Here is a 22,386-nt window from a genome sequence, read left to right on the forward strand (position 1 = left end):
AAAAGGTTGTGCCGCAAAGCCCGCTACCATGGCCGCCATGACGCTTGCAGAATTCACCGGCCTGTTCCTGGCCTCGCTGGCGCGCCTGATCACCGGCGCCCAAGGCCACTGGAAGGGCAGCCCGCCGAAGGCGGAGCAGCGCATCTATTTTGCCAACCACCAGAGCCATTTCGACTGGGTACTGATCTGGGCCGCGCTGCCGCGCGATCTGCGCGCCCGCACCCGGCCTATCGCCGCGCGTGACTACTGGACCAGCAGCAGGTTCAAGACCTGGCTGACCTCGGCGGTGTTCAACGCCGTCTATGTCAGCCGCACCCGCACGGCCGAGGAGCAGGACCCGCTGGAGCCCCTGGTCGAGGCGCTGAACAAGGGCGACTCGCTGGTCATCTTCCCCGAGGGCACGCGCAGCAACAAGGGCGAGCCCCAACCCTTCAAGAGCGGCCTGTTCCATCTGGCCGAGCAGTTCCCGCAGGTACAGCTGATACCGGCCTGGATAGACAATGTGCAGCGCGTCATGCCCAAGGGCGAGGTCGTGCCGGCGCCCATCCTGTGCACGGTGACCTTCGGCGCGGCGGTGCAGTTGCAGCCCGGCGAGGACAAGAGGGCCTTCCTGGAGCGCGCCCGCGCGGCGGTGCTCGAGCAAAGGCCGGTGTCCCAATGAGCATGCTCAAAGACCTCAGCGTCGATCAGCAGGTAGGGCTGCTGTTCGTGATCCTGTTCGGCGTGCTGCTGCTGGTCAGCGTGGGCGCCTTTCTGCGCACGCTGCGCGAGCGCGAACAGACGGCCGAGCAGCAGGAGTGGCAGCATGAGTTCCGCCGCGACCTGAGGGCGGTCTGGGGCGGGGCGGTGATCTTCTGGGGGGCCTGGATCTCCGGGCCCATCGGCGCCACCCTGCTGTTCGGCGTGTTCTCCTTCCTGGCCCTGCGCGAGTTCATCACCTTGATGCACACCCGACGCAGCGACCACCGCAGCCTGCTGCTGGCCTTCTTCGTGCTGCTGCCGGTGCAGTACGTGCTGGTCGGCACGCGCCACTTCGACCTGTTCACCGTGTTCCTGCCGGTCTACGGTTTCCTGGGCTTGCCGGTGATCAGTGCGCTGGCCGACGACCCCGAGCGTTTTCTGGAGCGTAACGCCAAGATCCAGTGGGGCATCATGCTGTGCGTCTATGGCCTGAGTCATGCACCGGCCCTGCTGCTGCTTGACTTCCCGAACTACAAGGGCCGCGGCGCCTTCCTGCTGTTCTTCCTGGTGATGGTGGCCGGCACGGCCCAGATCGGCCAGGAGCTGGCCAGCCGCTGGCTGCGCCGCCGGCCGCTGGCTCGGCGCATCAGCCGCTCGTTCTCGGTGCGTGCCTGGCTTATCGGGGCCGTGAGCGCAGCCATCGTCGGCATGCTGCTCTACTGGATCACTCCGTTCAAGGCCGGCCAGGCTCTGGTGATGGCCTTCATCGCCGCCGGCGCCGGCACCCTGGGCGGCCTGGTGCTGAAGGCGCTGAAGCGCGACGCCGGCGTGCGCTACTGGGGCAATCGCAGCTCCATCACCGGCGCGGCCGGTCTGCTGGACCGGATTGCGGTACTGTGCTTTGCCGCCCCGGTGTTCTTCCATTCGGTGCGCTGGTATTTTTCACTGAGCAAATGACGATACGAATTCTTGGAATCGATCCCGGCCTCCAAACAACGGGATTCGGTGTCATCGACGCCGATGGCCCGAGGCTGAGCTATGTGGCCAGCGGCACGATACGTACCAATGCGGTGGCCAGCGGCCAGTTGCCCCAGCGGCTGAAGATCATCTTCGACGGCGTGCGCGAGGTGGTGGCTCGCTACCAGCCCAAGTGTGCGGCAGTGGAGATCGTCTTTGTCAACGTCAATCCGCAGTCCACCCTGCTGTTGGGTCAGGCGCGCGGGGCGGCGCTGACCAGCCTGGTGTCCTGCGATCTGGAGGTGGCCGAGTACACCGCGCTGCAGATGAAGAAGGCGGTGGTCGGCCATGGCCGAGCGAGCAAGGGCCAGGTGCAGCTGATGGTGCAGCGCCTGCTGGCCCTGCCCGGCCTGCCCGGCACCGACGCGGCCGATGCGCTGGGCATCGCCATCATGCATGCCCATGCCGGCGCCTCGTTCGCGGCGATGGCCAAATCCACCACCCTGACGCGGCGCACCCATGCGCAGTTCGGTGGCGGGCGCACCTACTGAGTCGTCTCGCCCCCGGCCTGGCGCTCGGCCCGCTGCACATCGTTGCTCAGGCGCTCGGCCAGCAGCTCTATCATGTGGAAGCCGAAGGCCGGCTCCTGGTAGTAGAGCTGCTTGACGGTGCTGTCGTGTATCTGCAGCAGCGTGCAGGCGCCACGCGCCCGCACCGTCTGCGTGCGCAGGCCGCTGGGCGAGAACAGCGCGATCTCGCCGAAGATGCGGCCCGGCTCCAGCAGGCGCCCGGTACCGACCAGCTCCAGCTCGCCCGACACCAGCAGATAGAGATGCTCGGCGCGGTCGCCCTTGCTGAACAGCGTCTTGCCGGCCCTCAGCCTGCGCGTTTTCATATAGGGCTTGAGCCAGAGGCCGGCATGCTCGGCGGCCGTGGTGGCACGATGCACCCGCCGCGTCAGCCTTGTGACCTCGACGGCGCGGTAGATATTGATCGGCAGCAGCACGGCGGCGATGCTCATCGTGATCGGCGACGGATGCAGCAGGCCATAGCTCAGCAGGCCGATATTGCTACCCACGGCCAGCCAGCGCAGCGGCGTCATCGTGCGCACCAGCGCACCGGCCATCACCAGGCCAACACCCAGCAGCGCCGCCAGATGGGCGATGATCTGCCGCGGCGACGACACGGCCTCGGTCAGGTAGGCCATCGCCAGCACAAGCAGCGCGTCCATGCTCATGCGGGCCTGAGCACTGCAAACACCTCGACTGGCGCGGCCCTGCCCTTGAGCTGCACCGGCCCCAGCGCCTCGATCACGGCATAGTCGGGCAGGACACCCTCGAGTGCGGCGCAGGAAGCGCCGTCGATCAGGATGGCACGCTGCGCCTCCTTGGTGTGCGCCTCCAGCCGCGCCGCCACGTTGACCGTGTCGCCGACGCAGGTGTAGGTGGCACGGCTCTCGGTGCCGGTGTAGCCGGCGACCATGTGGCCGGAGGCTATGCCCACGCCGATGCGCAGGGCCGACTTGCCGGCGGCAACCTGCTCGCCGCTGAACTGCTCGATCATCGCCACCATCTCCAGCGCCGCCGCCACCGCGCAGGCGGCCGGTGCCTGCAGCGGCATCGGCGCGCCGAAGATGGCCATCAGGCCGTCGCCGATGATCTGGTTGACCACGCCGCCCATGCCGGTGATGGCATCGAACATCAGGGTGTAGTAGGTGTTCAGCAGCTCGATGATCTCCTCGGGCGTCTGCGTCTCGACCATACGGGTGAAGCCACGGATGTCGCAGAACAGCACCGCGCCATGGACGCGCCGCCCGCCGAGCGAGAAGCCCGAGCGGGCCAGGTCCTGCGCTACCTCCAGCGTGGCAAAGCGGCTGACCAGATCGCGCTGCGCGTCGCGCAGGCGCTTCTTCTCGAGGCTGGCATTGATGCGCGCCTTCAGGAGCACCGGATTGACCGGCTTGCTCAGATAGTCCTCGGCCCCCAGCTCGATGCAACGCACCGCGTTGTCCAGGCCTTCCAGTGCCGAGGTGACGATCACCGGCAGGTCGCGCAGCTCGGGGTCTTCGAGCATGCGGCTCAGGACCTCGAAGCCGTCCATCTCGGGCATCTCGATATCCAGCACCAGCAGGTCGTAGCGGCGCTCGCGCAGCATGCGCAGGGCCTGGCGGCCGTTCTCGGCCAGCTCGGCCTGATGGCCCAGCTGGCTGAGCAGGCGCGCCAGCAGCAGACGGTTGACGCGGTTGTCGTCGACCAGCAGCAGCCGCGCGCCCTGGTCACGCATGGCTGAGCTCGGTCAAGGCGCTTGTCGCAGCGGCATAGGCGGCCTCCAGCGCCTGCAACTGAGCAGCGCGTGCCTCAGCGCCGGGGTTGGCCCCCTGCTCCAAGTCACGAGCCAGATCGGCCAGAGCGGTGGCGCCAAAGGTGTTGGCATTGGACTTCAGCGTATGCGCGGCACGCCGCTGCGCCTGCGCGTCGCCCGCCTCGGCGGCCCTGCACAACTCACGCAGCAGGGCCGGCGCGTCTTCCAGAAAGGCCTGCACCAGCTCGGCCACGAACTCGGCACCCGCCGTGGCCTGCAGCTCCGCAAAGATCTGCCCGTTGATCACCGCCATCTCAGCTGCTCCCCGCTACGGCTTGGGTCCGCATCAGCGCCGCCACCAGCGCATCGACCCGGATCGGCTTGGTCACATAGTCATCCATGCCGGCAGCCAGGCAGGCCTCGCGGTCACCCTGCATGGCATTGGCCGTCATCGCGACGATACGCGGCCGCCCGCCGCACGGCCAGCGGTGGCAGATCTCCTGCGCCGCCTGCAGCCCATCCATCTCGGGCATCTGCACATCCATCAGCACCAGGTCGTAGCCCTGCCGGGCCACGCACTCGATCGCCTCGATGCCGTTGCTGGCCACATCGACGCGATAGCCCATCTGGCCGAGCAGGCGCAGCGCCAGCTTCTGGTTCACGACATTGTCTTCTGCGAGCAGGATGCGCAGCGGGTGGCGTAGCGCCAGGCCCGTGTCAAGACCGGGTCGGGGCGGCGGCGCCACGCGCGGCGCCAGCGCCTCGCCCATCAGGCCCACCAGGGTGTCGAACAGCTGGCTCTGATGCAGGGGCTTGTGAAGGAACGCTTGGAACAGGCCCTCCTCGACGCCGATTTCGCGGCGGCCCAGCGAGCTGAACAGCACCAGGGGCAGCGCGGGCCAACGCTGGCGCACGCGGCGCGCCAGACTCACACCGTCCATGCCGGGCATGTGCATGTCCAGCACGGCCAGATCGAAGTGCTCGCCGGACTGCTCGGCCTGCTCGAGCGTGCGCAGCGCCTCTTCACCAGAGTTGCAGTCGCGCGGCACCATGCCCCATTTGGCGGTCTGCAGGGCCAGCAGGCGGCGGTTGGTCGGGTTGTCATCGACCACCAGCAGGTGCTTGGCTTTCAGTGCCGGCTGCGGGCCGATGTACTCGCGCCGCGCGGTGGCGGGCAGCTCGGCCGGCACCGCCTCGATGGTGAAGCAGAAGCTGCTGCCCAGACCCGGCCCGGCGCTCTCGGCCCACATGCGACCACCCATCAGCTCCGCCAGCTTCTTGCTGATCGCCAGGCCCAGGCCGGTGCCGCCGTACTGACGCGTGGTCGAGCTGTCCGCCTGGCTGAAGCTCTGGAACAGCCGGCTCATGCCCTGCTCGCTCAGGCCTATGCCGGTATCGCGGACGGTGAAGTGCAGGCCCGTCCCTTCGGCCCTGACCGTCAACACGACCTCGCCTGCTTCGGTGAACTTGACCGCATTGGCCAGCAGGTTGAGCAGGATCTGGCGCAGCCGCGTGACGTCGCCCAGCACCGCGGCCGGCGGTTCGCCCTCCGCAGTGCTCTCGAACACATAGGCCAGGTCAAGGTGCTTCTCGGCGGCGCGCGCGCTGACCAGGTCCAGCGCCGATTCGATGCAGTCCCGCAGCTCGAACGGGTGCAGCTCGATGTCCATGCGCCCGGCCTCGATCTTCGAGAAGTCCAGGATGTCGTTGATGATGGTCAGCAGCGTCTCGCCGGAATCGCGGATGGTCAGCGCATAGTCCTGCTGCTCGGCATCGAGCCGGGTGTCCAGCATCAGGCCGCTCATGCCGATGATGGCGTTCAGCGGCGTGCGGATCTCATGGCTGACGGTGGCCAGGAACTCGGACTTGTGGCGGTTGGCGTCCTCCAGCACGCGGGTGCGTTCGCGCACTCGCTGCTCGGTCAAGGCCTCGTTCAGGCGGGTGTTCTCGAAGCGCATGCGCATCGAGTCGAGCAGGGCCTCACCGTGTTGGCGCGCGTAAACCAGCACGCAGGTGGACAGCAGCAGGGCAGCCGCGGCGAACAGCAGCGGAGGTCCGGTGTCGGTCGAGGCAGCGGCGCGAAGCGCAAAGGGCATCACGGTGAGGACACAGAAGGCGTAGGCGCTGGGCCGGTGGATGGCGGCCGCCGAGGCCACCGCCACGACATTGCCCAGCACCGCCAGCAGCAGGACGAGCAGGCGCAGCAGACCGGGCTCGAAGTACAGCGCGCAGCCAGCCCCCCAGACACCGCCCAGCAGCAGATGGAAGGCGACCTGCACCCTGGACAGGCGGACGAAATCGCCCGCCTCGGCCAGACGCCGGTGCAGCGGCGCGACAACGACGAAGTAGATCAGTATCACCAGCAGCAGGGCCGCCACCCACCAGGCCAGCCCCTGAGCAGCACCGCTCAGTGTCACCGCCCAGGCGAACAGCAGCGCGCCCACCGGGGATACCGCTAGGCCCAGCCGCATATTGCCGGCCAGATAGGCGAACTGTGCCCGCGCGACCTGCTCACGCATGGCCGCCAAGGCCCGCTCATCGGCCGCGGACTGTTCCGGCGGCAAGGCCCCGGGATCGGCCATCGCTTGCAAACTCGAGCTCACGCCTATGCCCTCGTGCGGTGGGCCGGCGCATGGCGATATCGACGAAATCAGCGAAATCAGCGCTCGGCCGGTCCAGTGTCCGGGACGGCAAGGGCTGCTATAGCGGGGACAAACCCTGAATCGCCCTAAACCTTGCTGATGCCTGCCTCCAGCCTGGCGAGTGTGGCCTCGGCGTAGGCCCTGGACGACTGATCGTCAATGCCGGGCAGACAGGCTCGCATCAGCGCACGTTGCTGGCGCAGCAGCGCCGCCTGGGCAAGGGCCAGCGCCTCATGGGCAAAGAACAGCTCATAGGCGTCTGCACCGTTGGCCTCGCAGCCGGCCAGACAGGCCTGGGCATGCTGCAGCGCCTGCTCCCCCTGCCCGGCTGCGGCATGGCACAGGGCAAGCTGGTAGTCGGCCCGCTCAACCTCCATCCAGCCGCCGACGGTGGCCCAGTGGGTGCGCGCCAGCGCCGCGGCCTTCAGCATCAGCGCATCGGCCTGCGGGTCGGCTGCGGCTGTGGCCTGCTCACGGTAATAGCGCAGATCGCCCGCCAGGTTGTTGGTGACGATGGCCAGCGCACGCCAGCACTTGAGCTCGTTCGCCTGGGCAGCCAACGACTGGGCCCGGTCCAACAAGGCTTGGGCCCCTGATCGGTCGGCACGGCGGGTATGGGCCAGCATCGCCTGCCCCAGCGCGCGCAGCTGCTCATCGGCGGGCAGCTCAGGCCCCGGCCCCTCGCCGTGACCGGCCAGCACCAGACCCAGCGCTGCGCGCTGCAGCACGCGGGCCACTGCCTCGTCTCGACCGGCGACGGGCTGCATCGCAGCGATGAAGTCGCGCAACGCCTGGGCCTGGTCCAGATGGCCCAGCAGCAGGTGCTCGCCAAACCGTGCCAGCTCCTCGGCCGGCGCGGTGCCATCGTCAAGCAGGGCGATGGCCTCGGCCAGGCGGTCGGCCAGCGCCTGGGGCTGATCGGGATGCTGGTCCCAGGACTGGTCCAGCCAGGTGCGCAAAGTTGTCGTCATCGGCAATCCTCCTTATTGGGCGGGAACTGTCTGACCAGCCACTGCAGCACCCAGGGCCAGCCGGCGTGATGGGTGTCGCGGCCGCTGAAGTCGGGGCGAAAGCCCTCGTGCCTGAGACTCAGCAAGGTGCCGCCGGCCTGTGCCTCCAGCTCGAAGTGCACCTCGGTGGGCGGCGGCGCCAGCCAGCTGGGCTGCCAGGACAGGCTCAGCCGCTCGGCCGGACGGGCATCCAGCACCTCACCGGACAGGCCATGGCGCGCGCCATTGCGGGTGTGGATGTCGCAACACCAGCGCGTGCCTGGCTCGGCCGCGATCTGCCAGTTGCTGCTGGTATAGCTGCTGTCATCGCCCCACCAGGCGGCCAGCCAGGCCGGCGTGGTCAGTGCCTCGAACACGCGGGCCGGACTGGAGGCTATCCAGACCTGGCCCTCGATCACCAGGCCGTTGAGCTCGACGTGGGCACCCGACTCAAGCACGGCCGTCATCCTTTTCCAGCGCACGCTTCATGCGGCCCAGGCTGCTGTTCCACAGGCGTCGCTGCTCGGCCAGCCAGAGCTCAAGCTCCCGCAGCCGCTGCAGATTGACGCCGTAGTAGTTGCGCCGGCCCTCGCGCACCTCCAGCACCAGACCGGCCTCTTTCAACAGGCGCAGGTGCTTGGAAATGGCCGGTCGGCTGATCGGAAAGCGCGTTGCCAACTCGTCGACATGCAGGCGCTCCTGGGCCAGCAGATTCAGGATCGCCTGGCGCGTCGGATCGGCCAGCGCCTGAAAGGCCGACTGCGGCGGCTCGTGCTGGATTTGTTCGCTCAAGGCTTGCGTCCGGTGGCGTTTTGACGCAATGATACCGTAACCACATGGTTACCAGTCAACACAAAGCCGCGATGAACACACCCGCTTCCGATGCCAAGCCCACGTCCGCCGAACTCCTCGCCTGCCTGGACGCCCTGCAAGCGATGCCGGATCGCCTGAGCGCTGCTGCACAGCGCTGTCCACCGCTGCAGCGGCTGGAGCGCCATGGCGGCGCCCTGTTCTCGCTCACCGAGCAGGTCTGCCACCTGCGCGATATCGAGCTCGAGGGCTACACGCTGCGCATCGCCCGCGTGCTGGGCGAGGACCTGCCGGAATTGCAGGAGATTGATGGCAGCACGCTGGCCGAGACCCGCCGCTACCAGCAGCAAGACCTGGCCCTTGCCCTGGACCTGTTCTGCCGCCAGCGGCGGGCCAATGTGGCGCTGCTGCGCGACCACCTCGCCGGCAACACGCAGCGCCTTGGCATCTTCGGCGGCTTCGGTGTCGTGACGCTGTGGTCGCTGGTGAAAGGCATGGTCGCCCATGACGCCGAGCATCTGGGCGAGATCGAGGCCCTGCTGGCGAGCGGGTGATCTAATCCGACGCATAACTTCCGGTTGTCGTCATGGCCTTTCAACCTCTTCAGGGCATACGCGTGCTCGACCTCACCAATGTGCTGGCCGGCCCGTTCTGCTGCCACCAGCTCGCCCATATGGGCGCCGATGTGATCAAGGTCGAGGCCCGCGAGGGCGGCGATCTGGCGCGGCAGCTGGGGGCAGATGCGGAGCTGAACCGCAGGCATATGGGCGTGTCCTTTCTGGCCCAGAACCCGGGCAAGCGCTCGATCACCCTGAACCTCAAGAAAGACAGCGCCAAGGCGGTGCTGCGCCGACTGGTACGCACCGCCAATGTGCTGGTGGAGAACTTCCGCCCCGGCGTGATGGACCGCCTGGGCCTCGGCTACGAGGCCTTGCTGCTGGAGCGGCCGACGCTGATCTACTGCGCGATCTCGGGTTTTGGTCAGAGCGGGCCGCTGCGCGATCTGCCGGCTTATGACCAGATCATCCAGGGCATGAGCGGCGTGATGAGCATCACCGGCGACGCAGGCTCGGCGCCGCTGCGCGTCGGCTATCCCGTCGCCGACACCATTGGCGGCATCACCGCCGCCTTTGCCGTGGCCTCGGCCCTCGCCGACAAGCGGCGCAGCGCCGGCGTCTTCATCGATGTGTCGATGCTGGAGGCGGCGATGGCGACGATGGGCTGGGCCGTGTCCAACTACCTGGTGGCCGGCCAGGCGCCGCAGCCCATGGGCAACGAGAACGTCACGGCCAGCCCCTCGGGTACCTTCCGCACCGGTGACGGCCTGCTGAACATCGCCGCCAACAAGCAGGAACAGTTCGAGGCCGTGTGTCGGGTGCTGGGCCTGCCGGAATTGATCACCGACCCGCGCTTTGCCGAGCGCCAGGGCCGGCTGCAGCACCGGGCCGCGCTGAAGGCCTTGATCGAGGCCGCCATGCAGGGCGGCTCGGCCGAGCATTGGTGGCAACGGCTCAACGAAGCCGGCGTGCCGGCCGGCCCGGTCTACACCGTGCCGCAGGCCCTGGCCCACGCGCAGATCGCCGATCGCGGCATGGTGGCCGAATTTGCCGATGCGCCCGGGGTCGGCCGCGACATCCGCCTGCTGCGCACCGGCTTCAAGCTCAATGGCGAGGCGCCCTCGGTGGCCACGCCGCCGCCGACACTGGGCCAGCACAGCGACGAGATATTGGCCGAGCTGGGTTATGACGTTGCGGCCATTGCGGCATTGAAACAGGAGCAGGCGGTATGAGCCTCGACGACAGCCAGCAGCCCTCGCGCGATTGGTGGCGCACCTCCATCATCGACATGGCGCCGGGCGAGATCCGCTACTTCGGCTATCCCATCGAGCAGCTGACCGGCCAGGTCAGCTTCGCGCAGATGATCTGGCTGATGACGCGCGGCGAACTGCCCGGCGCGGCCCAGGCGCGTCTGCTCGAAGCAGCCCTGGTGGCCGCCGTCGACCACGGCCCGCAAGCGCCCAGCATCGCCATCGCGCGCATGGCCGCGACCTGCGGCGTCGGCCTGAACAACGCGATGGCCTCGGCCGTCAATGTGCTGGGTGATGTCCATGGCGGTGCCGGCGAGCAGGCGGTGGCGCTGTATCAGGCGGTGGCGGCACGCATCGACGCGGGTGCGACGCTTGAAGCTGCCGCGGCCTTGGGCCTTGATGAGGCCATCGCCCTGCACGGCAAGTTCGTGTCGGGCTTTGGCCACCGCTTCCACCCAGTCGATCCGCGCGCGCCGCGCCTGCTGGCCTTGGTGGCCGAGGCCGCCGCGGCCGGCGCCGTCAGCGGGCGTTTTGCCTTGATCGCCCAGGCCATCGAGGACGAGCTGGCGCGGCGCAAGGATGGCCGGCGCATACCGATGAATATCGATGGCGCCACCGCCGTGATCTATGCCGAACTGGGTTTTCCGGCCCCGCTGGCACGCGGCCTGTTCTGCCTGTCGCGCTCGGTGGGCATACTGGCCCATGCCTGGGAGCAGACCCAGCAGGGCGGCCGCAACAAGGGGCCGATTCCGCGCGATCTGATCTGGACTTATGACGGGCCGGAGAAACGTGAGGTGCCGGAGCGCTGAGCTAGAGCATCACCGCCAGCCGTTCCAGTATCAGCACGCCGAAAAAGCCCAGGCCGGCCAGCACCGCCCACTTCACGACCACCAGCCCACGCTGGCGCCAGATCGGCCGGCTGGTGGCGATATACATGGCAAAGCACAGCAGGCCGGCGAGCAGCAGCAGGCCGAAGACGACGCGGAACAGCATCATGGGGTGCAGCCCTCAGGGAGTTTGGTGATCACCAGGCAGGCGCCAGCTCGGCAAAGCCGCGCGGCGCCAGGGTCTCGTCGTCGAAGGTGACGATCTCGTAGGCACTCGGCTCGGCCAGCAGCTTGCGCAGCAGCTTGTTGTTCAAGGCGTGGCCGCTCTTGAACGCATGGTAGGCGGCCAGCAGCGGATGGCCCAGCACATGCATGTCGCCAATGGCGTCGAGGATCTTGTGCTTGACGATCTCGTCGTCGTAGCGCAGGCCTTCGGCATTCAGCACCTTGTAGTCATCGATGACGACGACGTTGTCCATGCTGCCGCCGAGACCCAGGCCGCGCGAGCGCATCATTTCCACGTCCTTGGTGAAGCCGAAGGTGCGGGCGCGGGCGATCTCGCGCTTGTACAGGCCCGAGCCCATATCGAACAACACCTGCTGGCCGGTGGCGTTGACGGCCGGGTGGTCGAATTCGATCTCGAAATTCAGGGTGTAGCCATGGAAGGGATCGAGCCGCGCCCACTTCAGGCCTGCCCCCTCGCCTTCACGAATCTCCACGCTCTTGAGCACGCGCAGAAAGCGGCGCGGCGCGTTCTGCAAGGCAATTCCGGCGCTTTGCAGCAGGAACACAAAGCTGGCCGCCGAGCCGTCGAGTATGGGCACCTCCTCGGCGGTGATGTCCACATAGAGATTGTCCAGGCCCAGGCCGCTGGCGGCAGACAGCAGATGCTCGATGGTCTGCACCTTGGCACCACCCGGGTCGCCGCCGGGCGAGATCGTCGTGGCCAGCCGCGTGTCGCAGACGGCATAGGCATCGACCTTGATCTCCACCGGCGTGGGCAGATCGACGCGGCGGAACACGATGCCGGCGTCGGGCGGCGCCGGGCGCAGGGTCAGCTCGACCTTCTGCCCGCTGTGCACGCCCACGCCGACGGCGCGGGTCAGGGACTTCAGGGTTCGTTGCTGCAGCATGGGGGGATTGTCGGCGATTCGGTGCGTCTGCGCCGCGATGGGGTCATCGAGTGCCCAGCAAAAGCGTCCCGCAGAACCTCAGGTTCTGCGGGGCCTTCAAGACCATCAGGAGTCAGGTCAGCGGGCGATGGCAGCCGCCCGCGCCGGTTGAGCCCGTTTAATCAGCCTGCTTGCGCAGAAAGGCCGGGATCTCGATCTCGTCCATACCATTGCTGGACAGCGCCTCGACCTTGGCCGCGGCCGTGCGGCCATGGCGCCAGACGCTGGGCACGCTCATGCCGGCGAAGTCATTGCTGCTCATCGGCGGCGGCGCCGGCTGGAAGTGGCCCACCGGCTGGTTCAGCACAGGCAGATTGTCGGTGCCGGTGCGCAGATTGACCTGCGGCTGGACCACGCTCAGCGGCGCCTGCATGCGCTTGGCCTGGGTCAGACCGGTGGCAATCACCGTGACGCGCAGCTGGTCGCCCAGCGATTCGTCATAGGCCGTGCCGTAGATCACATGGGCGTCGTCGGCCGCATAGCGACGGATCGTATTCATCGCATTGCGGCTTTCGGCCAGCTTGAAGGTCGAGCGACCGGCGGCGATCAGCACCAGCACGCCACGCGCGCCGGACAGATCGATGCCTTCCAGCAGCGGGCAGGCCACTGCCGCCTCTGCCGCCTTGGTGGCCCGGTCCGGGCCACCGGCCTGCGCCGTGCCCATCATTGCCTTGCCGGGCTCGCTCATCACCGTCTTGACGTCTTCGAAGTCGACGTTGACCAGGCCAGGGATGTGGATGATGTCGCTGATGCCGCCGACGGCGTTCTTCAGCACATCGTTCGCATGGGCGAAGGCCTGGTCCTGCGTGACGTCATCACCCAGCACGTCCAGCAGCTTGTCGTTCAGCACGACGATCAGCGAGTCCACATTCGCTTCCAGCTCGGCCAGGCCGGCATCGGCCGCCTTGGTGCGACGGCCGCCCTCGAAGTCGAAGGGCTTGGTCACCACGCCGACGGTCAGGATGCCCATTTCCTTGGCCACGCGCGCGATCACCGGAGCCGCACCGGTACCGGTGCCACCGCCCATGCCGGCGGTGATGAACAGCATATTGGCGCCGGTGATGGCGTCACGTATGCGTTGCTCGGCTTCCTCTGCAGCAGCGCGGCCGGCTTCGGGCTTGGCGCCAGCGCCGAGACCCGAGGTGCCCAGCTGAATCAGCTGGTGCGCGCTCGATCGGTTCAGCGCCTGGGCATCGGTGTTCGCGCAAACGAACTCCACGCCTTGAACGCCCTGGTTGATCATGTGTTCGACGGCATTGCCTCCGCCGCCGCCCACGCCGATGACCTTGATCTGAGTGCCTTGGTCAAACTCTTCGATCATTTCGATCGCCATATGGAACCTCCTAGGTCGATTGTGCAGCTGCCACTGAAAAAAACTATCGGGCTTACGCCCATTCTTTGAGCTTCTTCGTCGTTTCTCCAACGACTTGAGCTCTCTTCTACAAGCTTCCAGGTCACTTAGAAGTTACCTAGAAACCAATCCTTCAAACGTCCAAACAGGGTCTTCACCGAACCGGCCTGCTGGGCCGCCTTGTGGCCGCGCGTGCGGGCCAGTCGGGCTTCTTCCAGCAGGCCCATCACGGTGGCGGACCTCGGGTTGGACACCATGTCAAACAGAGCGCCGCTGTAGGTCGGGTTGCCCCGCCGCACCGGCTTCAAAAAGATGTCTTCGGCCAGTTCGACCATGCCCGGCATCACCGCCGAGCCGCCGGTCAGCACGATGCCGGACGACAGCAGCTCTTCGTAGCCGCTCTCGCGAATGACCTGCTGCACCAGCGAGAAGATCTCCTCGACGCGCGGCTCGATCACACCGGCCAGCGCCTGGCGGCTGAGCATGCGCGGCGCTCGGTCGCCAAGACCTGGCACCTCGACTTGATCGCTGGGGTCGGCCAGCAACTGCTTGGCCACGCCGTACTCGACCTTGATCTCCTCGGCATCCTTGGTCGGCGTGCGCAGGGCCATCGCGATATCGCTGGTGATCAGGTCACCGGCGATCGGTATCACCGCCGTGTGGCGTATCGCACCGCCGGTGAAAATGGCCACATCGGTGGTGCCGGCGCCGATGTCGACGATGGCCACACCGAGATCGCGCTCGTCATCGGTCAGTGCAGCCAGGCTGGAGGCGCTGGGGTTCAGCACCAGCTGGTCGACCTCGAGGCCGCAGCGACGCACGCACTTGACGATGTTCTCGGCCGCGCTCTGCGCGCCGGTGACGATGTGGACCTTGACCTCCAGGCGCCCGCCGCTCATGCCGATGGGCTCCTTGACCTCGTGGCCGTCGATCACGAACTCCTGCGGCTCGACCAGCAGCAAACGCTGGTCGTTGGGGATATTGATCGCCTTGGCCGTCTCGACGACGCGGGCCACATCGACCGGCGTGACCTCCTTGTCGCGCACGATCACCATGCCGGTCGAGTTCTGGCCGCGGATATGGCTGCCGGTGATGCCGGTATAGACGCGGCTGATCTTGCAGTCGGCCATCATCTCGGCCTCTTTCAAGGCCTGCTGTATCGACTGCACGGTGGCGTCGATATTCACCACCACGCCGCGCTTCAGGCCATGCGAGGGCGCCACGCCCAAGCCCGCGATGCGCAGCTCGCCGGAGGGCATGACCTCGGCCACGACGGCCATCACCTTGGCGGTGCCAATGTCCAAGCCGACGACCAAATCCTTATATTCCTTGGCCATAAATCCTCAACGTTTCTTGACGGGCACTACCGGGCCCGTTGTGGTGGACACGCCGCGCAGCTGCACGGCATAGCCATCGGCATGGCGCAGATCGGCGGACAGCAGAGGCCGCTGATACTGCGAGGTGATCTGCGTCACCGTGCGAACAAACTGCGTCAGGCGCTGCAACACCTCGTCGTCACTGCCGCGACCCAGCTCGACCACCGCGCCGCGTTCCATCTTGATGCGCCAGGAGCCGCGGCCCGACAGGTCCAGCCGCTCGACGCTGTCTTCCAGCGGCGCCACTGCCTCGTTCACGCGCCGCCACAGCGACAACATATGCGGCGCCGTGCCCTGCGGGCCCGACAGCACCGGCAGCTTCTCGTCCTCGACATCGCCCAGATTGGCCTGGAACACCTCGCCCTGGGTATTGACCAGCAGGCTCTCTTCGGTGGCCTCGCTGTCGGCGTTGGCCCCCTCGACCTTGCCCTCCCACAGGGCGGCGGCATGGTGTTCTTCGAGGCTGACCACCAGGCGATTGGGCCAGACCCGCTGCACCACCGCATGCCGCACCCAGGGCACCGCCTCGAAGGCCTCGCGGCCGGCGGCCAGATTCATCGTGAAGAAATTGCCCTGCAGCCGCGGCAAGGCATTGGCGCGCAGCGAAGCCACGCTGTTGCGCGAGACCTCGCCGTCCACCTTGATGGCGCGCAGGCCGAACACCGGCAGACGCGCCACCCAGCTCATCAACAGCGCCAGCAGGGCGACGGCGATCAGGGTGAACAGCAGCGCCGACACGCCATTCATCAGCCGCACGTCGGGCGGCAGCTGGATGTCATGGGTGGAGGTGGCGGCGCGCATGGCTGTTCGTTCAGTGCGGGTTCTGGGTCTGGGCCGAATCGAGGCTGGCATGGGCCAGCAGCCACAGGCACAGCTGCTCGTAGCTCAGGCCGGCGGCCTTGGCCGAGATCGGCACCAGCGAATGCGAGGTCATGCCCGGCGAGGTGTTCATCTCGAGCAGGAAGGGCTTGCGGTCGCTCGCGCGCAGCATGATGTCGGCACGGCCCCAGCCGCGACAGCCCAGCGAGAGGTAGGCAGCTAGCACGATGCGCTGGATTTCCTGCTCCTCTTCAGCCGGCAGGCCGCTCGGGCAGAGGTAGCGCGTGCTGTCGGTGAAATACTTGTTCTGATAGTCGTAATTGCCTGCCGGCGCCTGGATGCGGACCACGGGCAGCACGACGGCGTTCAAGCCCTCACCCAGCACCGGGCAAGTCAATTCGTCGCCATCAATGAACTCCTCGCACAGCACCTCGCTATCGTAGCGGGCCGCAAGGGCCACGGCCTCCTGCATTTGCGAGTAGCCAACGACTTTTGTGGCCCCCATCGACGAGCCCTCGTGCGGCGGCTTGACGAACAGCGGCAGGCCCAGTTCGTCGGGCACGGCGCGGGTGTGCTCGCGGGTCTGCTGATCGGCCGCAAGCTTCACATAGCGCGGCGTCGGCAGGCCATCGGCCAGCCACAGGCGCTTGGTCATGATCTTGTCCATCGCGATGCTGGAGGCCATCACGCCTGAGCCGGTGTAGGGAATGCCCAGCAGCTCCAGCGCACCCTGCACCGTGCCATCTTCGCCATGCCGGCCATGCAGGGCGATGAAGCAGCGGTCGAAGCCCTCATGCTTGAGTTCGACCAGCTCGCGCTCGGCCGGGTCGAATGCGTGGGCATCGACACCCAGGCTCAGCAAGGCCTTGAGCACGCCGGGGCCAGACATGGTCTTGGACACCTCGCGCTCGGCCGAGGTGCCGCCCATCAGCACGGCCACCTTGCCCAGCGCCTTGACATCAATATTCAGATCGAGCTTCATGCGCCCTGCCCCCTCAACATGTTCACCACCTGGGCCGGCACGCCGCCCATATTGCCGGCGCCCATGGCAATCACCACATCGCCGTCACGCGCGTGCTGGCAAATAGCCTGCGGCATCGCGCTCACCTCATCGACAAAGATAGGCTCGACCTTGCCGGCCACGCGCAGCGCACGGGCCAGGCTGCGGCCATCGGCCGCCACGATAGCCGCCTCGCCGGCCGAATAGACCTCGGTCAGCAGCACGCTGTCGGCGCTGGACATGACCTTGACGAAGTCTTCGAAGCAGTCCCGAGTGCGGGTGTACCTATGGGGTTGAAACGCCAGCACCAGGCGCCGGCCAGGGAAGGCCCCGCGGGCGGCGGACAGCACGGCCGCCATCTCGACCGGATGATGGCCGTAGTCGTCGATCAGCGTGAACGTGCCGCCACCGGCCGCCGGCAGCTCGCCATAGCGCTGGAAGCGGCGACCGACGCCGGCAAAGCCGGCCAGTGCCTTCAGCATCGGCGCATCGGGCAGCTCCAGCTCGGCGGCCACGCAGATCGCAGCCAGCGCATTCAGCACATTGTGCGAGCCGGCCAGATTCAGGGTCACGTCCAGATCGGGCAGCGTCGTGCCGCTGTCGCTCAACTCGCGGCGCTGCACGGTGAAGCGCATCTGGCCGCCAGGCAGCGCCTGCACATCGACCGCGCGCACCTGCACGTCGTCGCCGAAGCCGTAGGTGACGACCGGACGCGACAACATCGGCAGTATCGAGCGCACGCCCGGATCGTCGCCGCACATGATGGCCGAACCGTAGAAGGGCATACGGTGCAGGAATTCGACAAAGGCCTGCTTCAGCCTGGCGAAGTCATGGCCATAGGTCTCCATATGGTCGGCGTCGATATTGGTGACGACGGCCAGCACCGGCAGCAGGTTCAGGAACGATGCGTCCGACTCATCGGCCTCGACGACGATGTACTCGCCCGAGCCGAGGCGCGAATTGGCGCCGGCGCTGTTGAGCATGCCGCCGATGACAAAGGTCGGGTCGAGCTCGGCTTCAGCCAGCACGCTGGTCACCAACGAAGTCGTCGTCGTCTTGCCGTGCGTGCCGGCGATGGCAATGCCGCGCTTGAGGCGCATCAGCTCGGCCAGCATCACCGCGCGGGGCACGACCGGCACGCGGGCGGCACGGGCGGCCGTCACCTCGGGGTTGTCCTGCTTCACGGCCGTGGACGTGACCACCGCCTGTGCGCCGGCAATGTGAGCGGCATCGTGGCCGATGTGCACGCGTATGCCCAGCGAGGCCAGGCGCTGCGAGGTGGCGCTGTCGCTCTGGTCCGAACCGGACACGGCATAGCCCAGGTTGTGCAGGATCTCGGCAATGCCGCTCATGCCTGCGCCGCCGATGCCGACGAAGTGGATGCGCTTGACCGCATGCTTCATGGCCTTGTCCTTTGCTCGATCATTTTCTCTATCTCGTCGGCCACCCGGGCGGCGGCGCGGGGCCGGGCCAGCGCATGGGCCTTGAGGCCCATCGCCGTCAAGGCAGAGCGGTCCAGCTTGCTCAGCAACTCGAACAGGCGCTGCGGGCTCAGCTCGTTCTGCGGCAGATGGATGGCCGCGCCGTGCTGGGCCATGAATCTGGCGTTGTCGCGCTGGTGCGAGGTGGTGCTGACGACCAGGGGCACCAGCACCGCCGGCACGCCAGCCGCGCACAGCTCGCTGACCGTCACCGCACCGGCGCGGCAGACGACCAGGTCGCACTCGGTCAGGGCCTTGGCCATATCGTCGATGAAGGGTATGACCTCGGCCTGCACACCGGCCGCGGCATAGGCGGCATTGACGGCGTCGAAGTTGCCGGCGCCGGTCTGGTGCGTGACCCAGGGCCGCTCGACCTGCGGCCACAGCGCCAGGGCCTTGGGCAGGCAGTCGTTCAGGGCCTGTGCGCCCAGCGAGCCACCGACCACCAACACGCGCAGCGGGCCGTGACGGCCTTCGTAGCGCTGTTCAGGGGCGGCGATCGCCTCGATCTCGCTGCGCACCGGGTTGCCGGTGACGACGGCCTTGGCCGTGCTTGCTGCGGCCGCCCCGTCGAAGCCGAAGCCGATGCGCCGGGCAAAGGGGCGAAGGCTGCTGTTGCTCATCAACAGGCTGGCGTCGGCATTGACCAGCATCAGCGGGCGGCGCAGCAGCCAGGCCATCAGTCCGCCGGGGAAGCAGACATAGCCGCCCATGCCCAGCACCGCGTCGGCCGAACGCTTGCGCAGGATGGCCGCGCTGTCGACAAAGGCCTTCAGCAGCTTGCCAAAACCCTTCAGCGTGTGCAGCAGACCCTTGCCGCGCAGGCCGCTGAACTGGAGGCTGTCCATGCTGATGCCGCTGGGCGGCACGAGCTTGTTCTCCATGCCGTGGGAGGTGCCCAGCCAGCTGACCGTCCAGCCGCGGCGCTGCATCTCCTCGGCCACGGCCAGGCCCGGGATGATGTGGCCGCCGGTGCCAGCCGCCATGATGACCAGATGACGACTGGTCATGACTTGACCCTCTTGGCTTCGGCGCGCAGGCTGCGGCGCGGCTTGCGCGGGCCGTACTGCTTGCGCGCTTCGAAATCGCGCGACTGCGCCGTGGCCAGCAGGCCCAGCGCCTTCACCAGTTCCGCCAGATCATCGGCCAGACTCAATGCGAGTTCGCGCAAGCTCATGCCCTGCCCCCCCGCATCATCTGTCTGTTCTCGATGTCGATCCTGACCACGATGGCCAACGCCACACAGTTCATCAGGATGGCCGAACCGCCATAGCTCATCAGCGGCAGGGTCAGGCCCTTGGTCGGCAGCACGCCCAGGTTCACGCCCATATTGATGAAGGCCTGGCCGCCCATCCAGATGCCCACGCCCTGGGCCATCAGGCCGGCAAACACACGGTCCAGCGCGATCGCCTGGCGGCCGATGTGGAACAGCCGCCGTGACAGCCAGAAGAAGGCCACGATGACGATGGCCACGCCGACAAAGCCCAGCTCCTCGCCGATCACGGCCAGCAGAAAGTCGGTATGGGCCTCGGGCAGGTAGTGCAGCTTCTCGATGCTGCCGCCCAGGCCCTGGCCGAAGAACTCGCCCCGTCCAAAGGCGATCAGCGAGTGGGTCAGCTGGTAGGCCTTGCCCTGGGCGTAGCGCTCGTCCCAGGGATTCAGATAGGCAAAGATGCGCTCGCGCCGCCAATCGCTGAGCGAGATCATCAGCACGAAGGCGCCAACCAGCACGGTGGAGATCAGCAGGAACATGCGGCCGTTGACACCGCCGAGGAACAGTATGCCCATCGCGATCGCCGCGATGACCATGAAGGCTCCCATGTCAGGCTCGGCCAGCAGCAATACCCCCACCACACCCAGCGCGATGGCCATCGGGTAGGTGGCGCGGAAGAAGTTCTCCTTCAGATCCATCTTGCGCACCATATAGCTGGCGGCATACATGGCCATGGCCAGCTTGGCCAGCTCGCTGGGCTGGAAGTTCATCACGCCCAGCGGAATCCAGCGGCGCGCGCCATAGACCACCTTGCCCACGCCGGGAATCAGCACCGCCACCAGCAGGACGAGCGCCGCGACGAACATCCACGGCGCGAAGCGCTCCCAGGTGCTGATCGGCACCTGCACCACCACCAGCCCGGCCACGATGGCCAGACCCACGGCCACCGCATGGCGGCCAAGGAAGTAGGTGCCGGTGTAGCGCGAGAAGCGGGGGTTGTCCGGCATTGCCACCGAGGCCGAATAGACCATCAGCAAGCCCAAGGCCATCAAGGCCAGCACGATCCAGACCAGGGTTTGATCGAAGCCCAGCAGCTTGCTGGACTGCCCGGACGATACGCTGACCCAGTCGCGCACCGGCACCTCGGCCTTGGGCTCGCGGCTCAGCAGATTCGCCCAGCGCTCGCGCAGGCTGCTCAGGCTGAAGGCGGTGGCAAAGCTCATGCCAACCCCCGCTCGTTGGCAATGGCCTGCACCGCGTCAACAAAGACCTCGGCGCGGTGGGCGTAGTTGCGGAACATGTCCAGGCTGGCGCAGGCCGGGCTCAGCAGCACGCAGTCGCCGGTTTGCGCCTGCTCGAAGGCCCAGGTGGTGGCGGCCGGCAGGTCATCGAAGCGCTGCTGCGGCACATCGGCATCGACCAGGGCCGCTTCGATCTGACCCGCATCGCGGCCGATCAGCGCCACGGCGCGGGCATGACGGGCGACCGGGCCGCTGAGGGGACTGAAGTCCTGGCCCTTGCCGTCGCCGCCGAGGATGATCACGATCTTGGACGGAGCGCGATCCTGGCCCAGGCCGGTCAGCGCGGCGACGGTGGCGCCGACATTGGTGCCCTTGCTGTCGTCGATCGCATCCACGCCATCAATGGTGTTGACATGCTCGACGCGGTGCGGCTCGCCACGGTACTCGCGCAGGCCATGCAGCATAGGCGCCAGCGGCAGGCCGGCGGTGCTGCACAGCGCCAGCGCGGCCAGCGCGTTCGAGGCATTGTGGCGGCCACGCACGCGCAGCGCATCGGCAGGCATCAGGCGCTGGATGATGATTTCTTCCTCGTCATCATCCTTGCGACGTTTGATCGTCTCATCCGCTTCCAGTGCGCGCACGAGCCAGGCCATGCCGTTCTCGGTGACCAGACCGAAGTCGCCCGGGCGGTCCGGCGCGTCAAGGCCGAAGCGCACCAGCTTGCGCGACACGGCACGCGTCGGCCGGCCACGGCCGCCCTTGACCATCACCGGCGCAGGCACCAGGGCCTCGACCCGTGGATCGTCGCGATTGATGACCATCACGCCCTGCTCGCCGAACACGCGGGCCTTGGCGGCGATATAGGCCGCCATGTCGCCATGCCAGTCCAGATGGTCCTGAGTGATGTTCAGCACGGTGCCCGCGGTGGGCTCGAAACCCTGCACGCCATCAAGCTGGAAGCTGGACAGCTCCAGCACCCAGACCTCGGGCAGATGCTCGAACACCGGTGCCTTGGGCGGCGGCGGCTTGATCGGCAGCGGGGGCTCGTCCAGCAAGGCATCGACGGCTTCGAGCGTGGTCTGTTCCGCTGCTGGCTCAGCCACCTCTTCGATTGGCGCCTCAAGCACGGCCTCGTCCGCCTCGGCCGGCTCTTCAATGGCAACAGTCTCGGCCGACACCTCGGACGCGACCTCAACCACCGGCTCCATATCCAGCGCTGCGGCCAGCGTGTCCAGCATCGTCGGCCCGATATTGCCGGCCATCGCCACGCGCCTGCCGGTGCGGGCCACCAGCTGGGCCGTCATCGAGGTCGTCGTGGTCTTGCCATTGGTACCGGTGATGGCCAGCACGGCCGGGGCGTAGCGGCGCTCGGCCTTCAGGTCGGCCAGTGCCTGCGCGAACAGTTCCAGCTCGCCCTGGATGCGTATGCCGGCAGCGCGGGCCTGGGCCAGCAGCGGCGCGATGCGGGCATCGCCGGGGGCCAGGCCCGGGCTCTTCAGCAGCAGCTGCACGCCATGCAGAACGTTGTCCGCAAAGTCGCCGCTCAGGCGTGTGGCGGCGGGCACCTTCTCGGCCAGGGCCGTCGCCTGCGGTGGGTTCTCCCGCGAATCCCAGACCTGCACCCGGGCGCCGCTTCGGGCGCACCAGGCCGCCATGGCAAGGCCGGACTCGCCGAGTCCGAGCACCATGACATTGAGGTCTTGAAGCTGCTTCATGATG

General features: G+C 67.3%; 24 protein-coding genes. 6 read left to right on the top strand and 18 right to left on the bottom strand.

Annotation, left to right across the window (positions count from 1 at the left end; translation table 11 throughout):
* Positions 1-37: 37 nt before the first annotated feature.
* The 3 genes from DES47_RS20500 to ruvC are packed head-to-tail and all read left to right on the top strand — an operon-like array spanning position 38 to position 2,189.
* A complete protein-coding gene (locus tag DES47_RS20500) occupies positions 38-661 on the top strand; it encodes a lysophospholipid acyltransferase family protein (protein WP_133702596.1) in 624 nt (207 codons plus the stop codon).
* Entirely contained in the window at positions 658-1,638 is a 981-nt protein-coding gene (locus DES47_RS20505; protein WP_133702597.1) for a phosphatidate cytidylyltransferase, read from the top strand. The genes DES47_RS20500 and DES47_RS20505 overlap by 4 nt, the downstream gene beginning before the upstream one ends.
* A 2-nt stretch (positions 1,639-1,640) precedes the next feature.
* Positions 1,641-2,189 (top strand): crossover junction endodeoxyribonuclease RuvC, encoded by a 549-nt coding sequence (gene ruvC, locus DES47_RS20510; protein WP_133702730.1) that lies wholly within the window; start codon positions 1,641-1,643, stop codon positions 2,187-2,189.
* Here ruvC and DES47_RS20515 read toward each other — a convergent pair.
* The 7 genes from DES47_RS20515 to DES47_RS20545 all read right to left on the bottom strand — a co-directional run bounded on the left by DES47_RS20515 (position 2,183) and on the right by DES47_RS20545 (position 8,362).
* A complete protein-coding gene (locus DES47_RS20515; RefSeq protein WP_166652101.1) occupies positions 2,183-2,869 on the bottom strand; it encodes a Crp/Fnr family transcriptional regulator in 687 nt (228 codons plus the stop codon). The genes ruvC and DES47_RS20515 overlap by 7 nt on opposite strands.
* 2 nt (positions 2,870-2,871) lie before the next feature.
* Positions 2,872-3,921, bottom strand: a complete 1,050-nt coding sequence (locus DES47_RS20520) for an adenylate/guanylate cyclase domain-containing protein (RefSeq protein WP_133702599.1) — start codon at positions 3,919-3,921, stop codon at positions 2,872-2,874.
* A complete protein-coding gene (locus DES47_RS20525; protein WP_133702600.1) occupies positions 3,914-4,252 on the bottom strand; it encodes an Hpt domain-containing protein in 339 nt (112 codons plus the stop codon). Before DES47_RS20525 ends, DES47_RS20520 begins: the two co-directional genes overlap by 8 nt.
* Before the next feature lies 1 nt (position 4,253).
* Positions 4,254-6,542, bottom strand: coding sequence for a response regulator (locus DES47_RS20530; protein WP_133702601.1), 2,289 nt, complete (start codon positions 6,540-6,542; stop codon positions 4,254-4,256).
* A 125-nt stretch (positions 6,543-6,667) separates the two neighbouring features.
* A complete protein-coding gene (locus tag DES47_RS20535) occupies positions 6,668-7,552 on the bottom strand; it encodes a hypothetical protein (protein ID WP_133702602.1) in 885 nt (294 codons plus the stop codon).
* Positions 7,549-8,037, bottom strand: coding sequence for an SRPBCC family protein (locus DES47_RS20540; protein ID WP_133702603.1), 489 nt, complete (start codon positions 8,035-8,037; stop codon positions 7,549-7,551). The genes DES47_RS20535 and DES47_RS20540 overlap by 4 nt, the downstream gene beginning before the upstream one ends.
* The gene (locus tag DES47_RS20545) at positions 8,021-8,362 is read right to left on the bottom strand and encodes an ArsR/SmtB family transcription factor (protein ID WP_243748400.1); all 342 of its coding nucleotides are present in this window, start codon (positions 8,360-8,362) and stop codon (positions 8,021-8,023) included. Before DES47_RS20545 ends, DES47_RS20540 begins: the two co-directional genes overlap by 17 nt.
* A gap of 71 nt (positions 8,363-8,433) precedes the next feature.
* Here DES47_RS20545 and DES47_RS20550 point away from each other — a divergent pair, with 71 nt between their 5' ends.
* The 3 genes from DES47_RS20550 to DES47_RS20560 are packed head-to-tail and all read left to right on the top strand — an operon-like array spanning position 8,434 to position 10,996.
* Complete coding sequence (locus DES47_RS20550; protein ID WP_166652103.1) at positions 8,434-8,934, top strand: DinB family protein; 501 nt, start codon at positions 8,434-8,436, stop codon at positions 8,932-8,934.
* Between the two features lie 32 nt (positions 8,935-8,966).
* Positions 8,967-10,169 carry a CaiB/BaiF CoA transferase family protein gene (locus DES47_RS20555; RefSeq protein ID WP_133702605.1) on the top strand — a complete coding sequence of 401 codons (1,203 nt, stop codon included), beginning with the start codon at positions 8,967-8,969 and terminating at the stop codon, positions 10,167-10,169.
* Entirely contained in the window at positions 10,166-10,996 is an 831-nt protein-coding gene (locus tag DES47_RS20560; protein ID WP_133702606.1) for a citryl-CoA lyase, read from the top strand. Before DES47_RS20555 ends, DES47_RS20560 begins: the two co-directional genes overlap by 4 nt.
* 1 nt (position 10,997) lies before the next feature.
* Here the strand turns inward: DES47_RS20560 and DES47_RS20565 are convergent, their stop codons facing one another.
* From DES47_RS20565 to murD, 11 genes are all read right to left on the bottom strand, one after another.
* Positions 10,998-11,183, bottom strand: a complete 186-nt coding sequence (locus DES47_RS20565) for a hypothetical protein (RefSeq protein ID WP_133702607.1) — start codon at positions 11,181-11,183, stop codon at positions 10,998-11,000.
* A gap of 28 nt (positions 11,184-11,211) precedes the next feature.
* Entirely contained in the window at positions 11,212-12,147 is a 936-nt protein-coding gene (gene lpxC, locus DES47_RS20570) for a UDP-3-O-acyl-N-acetylglucosamine deacetylase (RefSeq protein ID WP_133702608.1), read from the bottom strand.
* A gap of 157 nt (positions 12,148-12,304) precedes the next feature.
* Positions 12,305-13,519 carry a cell division protein FtsZ gene (gene ftsZ / locus DES47_RS20575; RefSeq protein ID WP_133702609.1) on the bottom strand — a complete coding sequence of 405 codons (1,215 nt, stop codon included), beginning with the start codon at positions 13,517-13,519 and terminating at the stop codon, positions 12,305-12,307.
* Positions 13,520-13,644: 125 nt separating this feature from the next.
* The gene (ftsA, locus tag DES47_RS20580; protein ID WP_133702610.1) at positions 13,645-14,874 is read right to left on the bottom strand and encodes a cell division protein FtsA; all 1,230 of its coding nucleotides are present in this window, start codon (positions 14,872-14,874) and stop codon (positions 13,645-13,647) included.
* A gap of 6 nt (positions 14,875-14,880) precedes the next feature.
* Complete coding sequence (locus DES47_RS20585) at positions 14,881-15,714, bottom strand: cell division protein FtsQ/DivIB (RefSeq protein ID WP_133702611.1); 834 nt, start codon at positions 15,712-15,714, stop codon at positions 14,881-14,883.
* A gap of 10 nt (positions 15,715-15,724) precedes the next feature.
* Positions 15,725-16,714: a D-alanine--D-alanine ligase gene (locus tag DES47_RS20590; RefSeq protein WP_133702612.1), complete on the bottom strand. Its 990-nt coding sequence runs from the start codon at positions 16,712-16,714 to the stop codon at positions 15,725-15,727.
* Positions 16,711-18,135, bottom strand: coding sequence for a UDP-N-acetylmuramate--L-alanine ligase (gene murC, locus DES47_RS20595; RefSeq protein ID WP_133702613.1), 1,425 nt, complete (start codon positions 18,133-18,135; stop codon positions 16,711-16,713). Before murC ends, DES47_RS20590 begins: the two co-directional genes overlap by 4 nt.
* On the bottom strand, positions 18,132-19,223 hold the full coding sequence (gene murG / locus DES47_RS20600; protein WP_133702614.1) for an undecaprenyldiphospho-muramoylpentapeptide beta-N-acetylglucosaminyltransferase: 1,092 nt from the start codon (positions 19,221-19,223) through the stop codon (positions 18,132-18,134). The genes murC and murG overlap by 4 nt, the downstream gene beginning before the upstream one ends.
* Positions 19,220-19,390: a hypothetical protein gene (locus DES47_RS28815; protein WP_166652104.1), complete on the bottom strand. Its 171-nt coding sequence runs from the start codon at positions 19,388-19,390 to the stop codon at positions 19,220-19,222. The genes murG and DES47_RS28815 overlap by 4 nt, the downstream gene beginning before the upstream one ends.
* Positions 19,387-20,649 (bottom strand): putative lipid II flippase FtsW, encoded by a 1,263-nt coding sequence (gene ftsW, locus DES47_RS20605; protein WP_133702615.1) that lies wholly within the window; start codon positions 20,647-20,649, stop codon positions 19,387-19,389. Before ftsW ends, DES47_RS28815 begins: the two co-directional genes overlap by 4 nt.
* Positions 20,646-22,382, bottom strand: a complete 1,737-nt coding sequence (gene murD / locus DES47_RS20610) for a UDP-N-acetylmuramoyl-L-alanine--D-glutamate ligase (RefSeq protein ID WP_133702616.1) — start codon at positions 22,380-22,382, stop codon at positions 20,646-20,648. Before murD ends, ftsW begins: the two co-directional genes overlap by 4 nt.
* Positions 22,383-22,386 lie beyond the last annotated feature (4 nt).

It is taken from the genome of Roseateles toxinivorans, assembly GCF_004362525.1.
Taxonomy (GTDB): domain Bacteria; phylum Pseudomonadota; class Gammaproteobacteria; order Burkholderiales; family Burkholderiaceae_C; genus Paucibacter; species Paucibacter toxinivorans.